The organism is Trinickia sp., assembly GCF_051953405.1.
Classification (GTDB): Bacteria; Pseudomonadota; Gammaproteobacteria; order Burkholderiales; family Burkholderiaceae; genus Trinickia.
In genome coordinates this window covers 1-8,766 of record NZ_JBQCIV010000145.1, presented here as the reverse complement: position 1 = coordinate 8,766, position 8,766 = coordinate 1, and the positions used below count along the sequence as shown (strand labels likewise).

8 protein-coding genes are annotated in these 8,766 nt (G+C 62.1%); 5 read left to right on the top strand and 3 right to left on the bottom strand.

Annotated elements, in window-relative coordinates:
* Nucleotides 1-458: ABC transporter permease (locus tag ACTHN9_RS25975; protein ID WP_440539686.1), on the bottom strand; the 458-nt coding region annotated here is incomplete at its 3' end.
* The gene (locus ACTHN9_RS25970; protein WP_440539685.1) at nucleotides 451-2,001 is read right to left on the bottom strand and encodes a sugar ABC transporter ATP-binding protein; all 1,551 of its coding nucleotides are present in this window, start codon (nucleotides 1,999-2,001) and stop codon (nucleotides 451-453) included. The genes ACTHN9_RS25975 and ACTHN9_RS25970, both read right to left, overlap by 8 nt.
* Nucleotides 2,002-2,230: 229 nt before the next feature.
* Between ACTHN9_RS25970 and ACTHN9_RS25965 the strand changes: the two genes are divergently transcribed.
* The 4 genes from ACTHN9_RS25965 to ACTHN9_RS25950 all read left to right on the top strand — a co-directional run bounded on the left by ACTHN9_RS25965 (nucleotide 2,231) and on the right by ACTHN9_RS25950 (nucleotide 6,240).
* A complete protein-coding gene (locus ACTHN9_RS25965) occupies nucleotides 2,231-2,932 on the top strand; it encodes a FadR/GntR family transcriptional regulator (RefSeq protein ID WP_440539684.1) in 702 nt (233 codons plus the stop codon).
* Between the two features lie 112 nt (nucleotides 2,933-3,044).
* Nucleotides 3,045-3,977 carry a LysR substrate-binding domain-containing protein gene (locus tag ACTHN9_RS25960; RefSeq protein WP_440539683.1) on the top strand — a complete coding sequence of 311 codons (933 nt, stop codon included), beginning with the start codon at nucleotides 3,045-3,047 and terminating at the stop codon, nucleotides 3,975-3,977.
* Between the two features lie 121 nt (nucleotides 3,978-4,098).
* Entirely contained in the window at nucleotides 4,099-5,397 is a 1,299-nt protein-coding gene (locus ACTHN9_RS25955) for an MFS transporter (RefSeq protein ID WP_440539682.1), read from the top strand.
* A 60-nt stretch (nucleotides 5,398-5,457) separates the two neighbouring features.
* Complete coding sequence (locus tag ACTHN9_RS25950) at nucleotides 5,458-6,240, top strand: substrate-binding domain-containing protein (RefSeq protein WP_440539681.1); 783 nt, start codon at nucleotides 5,458-5,460, stop codon at nucleotides 6,238-6,240.
* On the opposite strand, the gene ACTHN9_RS25945 is transcribed toward ACTHN9_RS25950, so the two are convergent.
* Entirely contained in the window at nucleotides 6,234-7,199 is a 966-nt protein-coding gene (locus ACTHN9_RS25945) for a LysR family transcriptional regulator (RefSeq protein WP_440539680.1), read from the bottom strand. The two genes, ACTHN9_RS25950 and ACTHN9_RS25945, sit on opposite strands and share 7 nt — an antisense overlap.
* A 379-nt stretch (nucleotides 7,200-7,578) precedes the next feature.
* On the opposite strand from ACTHN9_RS25945, the gene ACTHN9_RS25940 reads away from it, so the two are divergent.
* Nucleotides 7,579-8,679, top strand: a complete 1,101-nt coding sequence (locus ACTHN9_RS25940) for a porin (RefSeq protein ID WP_440539679.1) — start codon at nucleotides 7,579-7,581, stop codon at nucleotides 8,677-8,679.
* Nucleotides 8,680-8,766 lie beyond the last annotated feature (87 nt).

Genomic DNA, 8,766 nt, shown 5'->3' with positions numbered 1-8,766 from the left:
CCGGTGATCTGCAAGGCGAGGCCGCGCGCGACGAGCATCATGCCGAGCGTCGCAATGAACGGCGGCAGCCCCATTCGCGTCACGCAGATTCCGTTGACGTAGCCGCACAGCGCCCCCACGAGCACGCCGCACAGCATGGCCACAGGCACCGGCACGCCCGCTTTGGCGAGCAAGGCCGCCGACACGCCCGCCAGCGCCAGTACGGAACCGACCGACAAATCGATACCGCCCGTGATGATCACGCAGGTCGCGGCCACGCCGAGATAGGCGATCGACGTGACTTGCAAACTGACGGTCATCATGTTGCCGACCGAAAAGAATGCCGAACTCGACACCGAAAAGGCGATCACGAGTGCGACGAGACTCCCTAGCGCGGCAAACTTTTGAATGAGGTCGCGGCGTCGCTGTCGCGACGAGCGATCCGTGGCTTGGCTACGATCCGATGTCATTTCAAGCATGGGTACGCCCCGAAGCAAAGTGCATGATCTCCTCCTGACTGGTCTTTTTCGTTTCGAGAACGGCCGTGATTCGGCCTTCGTGAAAAACGGCGATCCGATCGGTCATCCCCAACAGCTCGGGCAGCTCCGAGCTGATCAGCACGACGCCGACACCGTCGGCCGCGAGCCGATCCATCAAGCCGTAGATGGCGAACTTCGCGCCGACGTCGATCCCGCGCGTCGGCTCGTCGAAGAACAAAATCTTCGATCCTCGGTACAGCCACTTGCCGATCACGACCTTCTGCTGATTGCCGCCCGATAAGTTGCGAACGATCTGATCGACGGACGGCGTGCGAATGGCGAGATCACGCACATAACGGTTCGCGATCGCCGTCTCGTCGTCGAAACGTAAAAACCCGGTACGAGACGAAATGCCGGCGACGTTCGACAGCGTGATGTTCGCGGCGACGGACATGCCGAGTGCGAGCCCATCCTGCTTGCGGTCTTCCGAAAGGTACGCGATGCCATGACGAATCGCCTCTCGCGGCGAACGGATCGAGACGGAGTGTCCGAGCAGCTCCACCGTTCCGTCGTCCAATCGATCGGCCCCGAAGATCGCACGCGCGACTTCGGTACGCCCCGCACCCATGAGGCCCGCGAAGCCGAGAATCTCGCCTCGATGCAATTCGAACGACACGGGGCCGAACACGCCTTCGCGGCGCAGATCCCGCGCACGCAGCAGCACGTCTTGCGTGGGGATGGATTGCCGGGCGGGATACGCATCGTCGAGAGATCGACCCACCATGCGCGCGACGATGTCGTTGACGGTCAGCGCGGCAAAATCGTCGGTCGAGATATGCCGGCCATCGCGCAAGATGGTGACGCGATCGACGATCTGGGCCATCTCGTCGAGACGATGCGAGATATAAAGAATCGCGACGCCGGCCGCGCGCAGCTCTTGAATGATGCGAAAGAGTTGGACGGTTTCCGATTCGGTCAACGACGACGTCGGCTCGTCCATGATCAACACGTTCGAATCGAACGACAGCGCCTTCGCGATTTCCACCATCTGCTGTTGCGCGATCGAGAGTGTGCCGACCAGCGTAGTCGGGGCGACGTTCAGGCCGATTCGCTGCAAACAACGCACGGCGTCGGCGTTGAGCTTGCGCGTATCGACGAACGGTCCGCGCTTCGGCTCGCGTGCGAGATAGAGATTCTCCGCCACGCTCAAATGCGGGACGAGGTTCAACTCCTGGTGGATGATCGCGATGCCCGCCGCTTGCGCTTCCGACGTCGAATTAAAACGGACCGACGCATCGCGATAGCGGATCGTGCCTTCGTCGGGCTGATACTGGCCGCTGATGATCTTCATCAACGTCGATTTGCCCGCGCCGTTCTCGCCGCAGACCGCATGCACTTCCCCCGCCCGCAGGTCGAGCTGAATGCCATCGAGCGCGACGACACCGGGAAAGCGCTTCACGACGCCTTCGAGGCGCAAGATCTCCCGCCCGGGCGCTGCCCGATCGGCAACCGCGAGGTTTGGCGAACCGCGAGGCACTGGCATTTCGTCTCCTATGAACGGCCGACCGTGCATGCGGTCAGTCCAATTTATGTGGATTAAAGCCAAAATCTCTCTTTTGGTCAAGCCAATGTTCGTTCATCGCAAGCGATCTTACCAATAGTGAAAACCCCGAGAGATCGGCCAAACTCTTATGGGGCAATGGTTTCGAGCCTTCGTGCTAGACTTCGACGCAGACCGAGCGGCACCACGCAGCGCCCCTTCCACTCATACGATGAAATCGACAGAACCCAAGCGGCTTTACCAATCCGTCGCCACTCAAATCCTGGCCTTGATCAGCCAAGGCGAATTTCCGCCGGGGGAACGTTTGCCGCCCGAACGCGAGCTTGCGCTGAAGCTGGGCGTGTCGCGCCCATCGCTGCGCGAGGCGCTGATTGCGCTGGAGATCGGCGGTCAGGTGGAGATCCGCATGGGATCGGGCGTCTATGTCTGCGAGGCGAGCGAGGACGCCACCGGCACGGTCGGCGCGTTGGGCGACAGTCCGTCGGAATTGATGCAGGCGCGCGCGACGATCGAGGGAAGCATCGTCGTGCTTGCCGCGGCGCATATGACGGCCGCCATGCTGGATCGGTTGCGTCGCACGATCGAGCGGATGCGTAGGCTGGCAGCTGCCGGCAAATCGCCTGTCGAGGCGGATCGGCAGTTTCACATGCTGATTGCGGAGGCCGCAGGCAATTCGGTACTCAGCCGCTATTTGGGAGAGTTATTCGATAGTCGGCACGACCCGATCGCGGCGGCGATGCGAGGGCACACCGAGAGCGCCCAAACGTGGACGGCTGCCGTGCAGGAGCATGAAGCTGTGTTGAAAGCGTTGCAGGCTGGCGATCCGATTGCCGCGCAAACGGCGATGCGTGCGCATCTCATGGCGTCGGAAGAACGTTGGATCAGTGGCGCGCTGAAACAAGACGCGGAGTAGCGCATCCGTTTCGATCGTCGCCGGTCTTCGGCCTTGCCCCCGTTCGTGATCCCATAGAAAAAATAGGTTTTCGCGTTTAATATCGGTCGCATTCGTCATTCATGAGCGATTAATGCTCCAACTCGAAGACCTGCAATTGCTGCGTGCGCTAGGCGCGTCGCAATCGCTCGCCGCGGCGGCACGGCTGCTCGATCTCACGCCGCCGGCCGTCACAGTGCGGCTACAGCGCATCGAAGAGCGCGTGGGGATGCGGCTGGCCACGCGCGCGGCGAGGGGCATTGCGCTCACCGACGAAGGCCAGCGGCTGGTACAGGAAGCGATCGACATCCTCGAGCGGATCGAGTCGCTCCCGTCCCGTCTCTCCGGCGAGTCGAGCGGCGTGAGCGGCCATTTACGCGTCGTGGCCCCGTTCGGCTTCGGCCGCGAATACATCGCTCCGCTGGTGCGCGACCTGCATCGCTCCCACCCCCATCTCGCGATTTCGCTGATCTTGGTGGAAAGCCCGCTGGCAGCGGCGGCCGGTGCCGATGCCGTCATTTCCATCGGGCACATCAAAGGGTCGTCCTGGGTAGGCCATTTTCTGGCGCCGAACGACCGCTTCCTTTGCGCAAGCCCCGCGTTGGCGCGCAGCCTTTCCAGCGTCAAGCATCCGTCCGAACTGACGCGGCACGCTTACCTGAGCTTACGAGAGAACGACGAAGACGTGACCCGTCTACGTTTCACTCGACACGATGCCGCCGGCAAACGCGTGAGCAAAGCCGTGACGGTTCGATTGAACAGCACGTTGTCGTCGAACGACGGCACCGTGGTGAGGGATTGGGCGGTCGACGGCCTCGGCGTCGTCGCGCGATCCGAATGGGATTGCGCACGACTGATCGCGCAGGGAAAACTCAAGCGCGTGTTGCCGGCATGGCGTCTCGAGCCCGCGCCGGTCATCGCCCTCACGCCCACGCGTCAGGGTCTGACGATCCGTCAACGCGTATTCTTGGAAGCCGCGAAAGCGGCGTTCGACCCAGTACCCTGGCGAAAGCGATCTTTCGATTGATAATCGTAACGCATCAATCGTTCGAAACATTGCACTTATCGTTGCGCCGATCACCGGCGAACATGCCTGAAACGACGAAGAGCGTCCATTCGCGCCTTTCGGCATTTCAGGAGACACATCGATGCACCCCTCCCCCTCTTCCCTTTCGCGGGGACGTTCGAAGGCCGCGGTGGTTTTCCGCGTAACGGCCGGAAATTTTCTGGAACAGTTCGACTTCTTTCTGTTCGGCTTTTATGCGACGCAAATTGCCCGCGTCTTCTTTCCTGCCGGAAGCGAATTCGCTTCGTTGATGATGACGTTCGCCGTGTTCGGCGCCGGCTTTCTCATGCGGCCTTTAGGCGCGATCGTGCTTGGCGCGTACATCGATGACGTGGGCCGTCGCAAAGGCCTGATCGTCACGCTCTCCATCATGGCGAGCGGCACCATCCTGATCGCGTTCGTCCCGGGCTACGCGACGATCGGCCTTCTCGCGCCCGCGCTCGTGCTCATTGGACGACTGTTGCAGGGTTTCTCCGCGGGCGCGGAATTGGGCGGCGTGTCGGTGTATCTCGCCGAGATGGCGACACCCGGCCGCAAGGGCTTCTTCACGAGTTGGCAGTCCGCCAGCCAGCAAGTGGCCATCGTCGTGGCCGCTGGCCTCGGCTTCGCGCTCAATCAATCGCTCAATGCAACGGCGATCGCCGCGTGGGGCTGGAGAGCCCCCTTCTTCGTCGGCTGCATGATCGTGCCGTTCATCTTCCTGTTGCGCCGCAATCTCGAAGAAACGCAGGCGTTCAAAGCACGCCGGCATCGCCCAAGCATGAGCGAAGTGTTCCGCACGCTGGTTCAGCACTGGGCCGCCGTGCTCGCCGGCACGATGTTGGTGGCGATGACGACCGCGAGCTTTTATCTCATCACCGTCTACGCACCGACGTTCGGGAAGACCGTCCTGCATTTGAGCACCGCGGATAGCTTGCTCGTCACGTTGTGCGTCGCGCTCTCCAACTTCGTGTGGCTCCCGATCGGCGGCGCAATCTCCGACAAGATCGGCCGCCGGCCGCTGCTCATCGCCATGACGGTGCTCAACATCGCGACCGCGTACCCGGCGCTCTCGCTGCTCGCGCATGCGCCGAGCTTCGTGAACATGCTGCTCGTGCTGCTTTGGCTCTCGTTCATGTACGGCCTCTATAACGGCGCGATGATCGTCGCGTTGACCGAAGTCATGCCCGAACAGGTACGCGTCGCGGGCTTCTCGCTCGCCTATAGCCTCGCGACCGCGGTATTCGGCGGCTTTACACCGGCGATCTCGACGGCACTCATTCATATGACCGGCGACAAAGCCGCACCGGGATACTGGATGAGCTTCGCCGCCGCGTGCGCGCTGATTGCCACCTTCGCGCTCTATCGCCCTCGCGCAGCCGCGCTCACGCCGGCGCGCTGATTCCGATTCGCTTGCACTTGCGCATACCGCCCTCACACCGACTCCGATACGACACCGGCCATGAAAAACCTGCTTCTTAAACTCTGCACGGCAGCGCTCGTCGCCGCCTCGGCCGCGACGGCAAACGTGCAAGCCGCCGACCTGCACGTCATGACCTCCGGCGGCTTCACCGCGGCGTACAAGAAGCTTGGCCCCGAGTTCGCGTCCGAAACGGGCAATACGCTCGACACAGCGCTAGGGCCGTCGATGGGCCAATCGCCCCAAGCGATCCCCAACCGGCTCGAACGCGGCGAGCCGGCCGACGCCGTCATCATGGTCGGTTACGCACTCGACGGATTGATCCGGGAAGGTAAAGTCATCCCCGGATCGCGCGTCGAATTGGCCGATTCGCGCATCGGCATGGTCGTACGCGAAGGCGCGACAAAGCCCGATATCAGTACGGAAGAAGGCCTACGCCAGACGCTGCTCCACGCGAAGTCGATTGCCTACTCGGACAGTGCGAGCGGTGTTTATATCGAGCGAGAGTTATTCAAGAAGCTCGGCATCGAGAATCAGGTAAAACCGAAGGCGACGATGATCCCGCGGATTCCCGTGGCCTCGGAGGTGGCGAACGGAGACTACGAAATCGGCTTTCAGCAGGTGAGCGAGTTACTGCCGGTCAAAGGGGCGACTTTCGTCGGAAAAATTCCCGAATCGCTACAGTCCGTCACGCGCTTCGCCGCCGGCATTCCTGTACACGCACAACATCCGAAGGAAGCGAAAGCCCTGCTCGACTATTTGGCTTCACCCGGTGTACAAGCAGAAGTGAAATCGACCGGGCTCGATCCCGTTTCCGATCATTGAGGCTTCTTACGCGGCGGCGATTTCGCCGGCGTTTCATCGCTCGGCGCGTCGCGCTTTTCGAGCTTGCCGCGCCTCATCTCGACAATCGCTCGATGAAACTCCTGGGCGGCCGGCGTGAGCGGCCGTCCGCGGCGTCTGACGATGCCCACGCGTCGCTTGACCACCGGATCGACGAGCGGCACGCTCGTGAGAACGGGATGATCGAGTGCGGGCATGGCCATCGACGGCACGGCGGCGACACCGATCCCCGCTTCGACTAATCCCAGCATGCTCGTGACGTGGCGCGTCTCGCACACGCTCGGCGCGCGCGGCGCCACGGCCGATAGCGCCTGATCGAGCAGCAAGCGATTGCCCGAGGTCTTGTCCACCGACACATACTCGTACTCGTAGAGTTCGTTCCAGGTCACGCGCTTCTTGCGTGCGAGCGGATGATCGCGACGGCAAGCGGCGACGAAACGCTCTTGCAACAGGACCTTGAACTCGACCTCCGCGTCCTGGCTCCCCATGAAGCTCACGCCGAAATCCGCCTCGCCGCTCATGACGGCCGCAAGGACATCGTTGGCACTCGAATCCAGCAGCTTGACTCGGATCCGAGGAAAACGGCGACGAAAGGTCGAGATGACGTTCGGCAAGAAGTAATAGGCCACCGACGGCACGCAAGCGATGGTGACATGACCCAGACGGCTCGATGAAACATCGCGGATCCCGAGCAGCGCGGCGTCGAGATCGTCGAGCAGTTGTTCGGCGCTCCGCGCGAACACGCGGCCAACCGTAGTCAGTGCGACGCTGCGCGTGGTGCGCTCGAACAGACGCACGCCGAGCGCTTCTTCGAGCTTATCGATGCGGCGGCTCAAGGCCGGCTGCGAGATGCTGACCGACTCCGCGGCCTTGCGGAAGCTCCCGAGTTCGGCCACCGCGCGGAATGCCTGCAGGTCGTTTAAATCGAAATTGATGGCCACGCGTCGCCCTCCGCCTCTCATAGACGGACATTCTGCACGACTCGGCGCGTTGTGCCCATCTCGGAGCGGCGCGTTACTCCACACTCGCTCTGGCCTAACTCCTGGGCTTGCTTCGGACCTTGCGGTTCGCCGACGACCGACGCTCGTCGATCGCACTGACCGATCGACGGCCGGCAGCGCCGCAGGCCATACGAATTTCTTATGCGTGCAATTTAATTTTCTTGTTCGACCAATCACCCGCATCGCATAAGAATTCGCCAGCGTGTCGTCCTCGCGCGACATGCAGCATGTTCCGGCGGCGCGGGCAGTCCCGCTTCCGGATACGACCATGCCAATCGATCGTTGTTGAATCAAATCGGTCTACAAAGGATAACAATTGATGAAGAAGCTAATCACAGGAGCGGGGTTAGCCCTGATTTGCTGCGGAGCCTACGCGCAATCGAGCGTCACGCTGTACGGCTTGATCGACGAATCCGTCCGAGTTCAAACGTCGGCTAGCGGAGACGTGGTGGGGCTCAACGAAGGCGCGATCAACGGCACGCGCTGGGGCTTGAAAGGCAGCGAGGATCTCGGCAACGGCACGCATGCGATCTTCCAGGTCGAATCGGGCTACAACGTCGGCACCGGCAAGTTCGATCAGCAGGGGCAACTGTTCGGCCGCTTCGCGTGGGTCGGCTTGCAGAACGACAGCTACGGCACGCTGAAGCTCGGCCGACAGTATGGCGGCATTTACAGCTTTTACGCATCCAACTTCGATCCGATCGGCGGCGGTAATGTCAATGCGGTGGATTGGACGTTGTTCCTCACCGGCATCCGCTTCGACAATACGGCCGAGTACAGCAACAAGTTCGGGCCGGTTGCCTTGACGGTACAGCACTCGTTCGGTGGCCAGCCCGGCAGCACGTCGGCGGGCAGTACGACGACGGCTTCGGTCATCTACAACTTCACCGGCGGCAAGGTCGGTTTGGCCGGCGCCGAATCGAAGGACGGCGGCGGTCACAAGCTGCTCATCGGCTCGCTCGGCGGCACCTATACGTGGGGCCCCGTCGGCCTCTATCTGTACGGCATCGATGCACGGCGCGATGCGGGCTTCTCGGTTGCGCCTAACACGGCCACCAACGGCCCGCTCGAGAACACGAGCATCGTCAGCAATGCCACGACGGCCTTCGGCGCCCAAACGGCCGCGCGCGACGACGTCCTGGTCCATGCCGGCGTCTCGTATCAGCCTGCCGCGCAGTGGCGCTTTTACGCCGCCTATGCCTACGATCACGCGAACAACGTCGGGCCGGGTAAGAACGGTACCGTTCAATCCGTCTACGGCATTGCCGACTACATCCTGAGCAAGCGGACGGACGTTTACCTAGAAGTCGATCACAGCCATCTCGTCGCGGCATCGATCAACGATCCGAACGGGCCGCTCACGTTCGGCGGCAAGGCAAACAATTTCGGCGCCGGGCTGAGCCTGCGGACGTTGTTCTGATCGAAACGCGGTGACCCGAAGGCGGCAAGCGCGGACGCGTTGCGCACGCGCTTGCCGCCACGCTTTTGGGCGACGAGCGGATCCGCG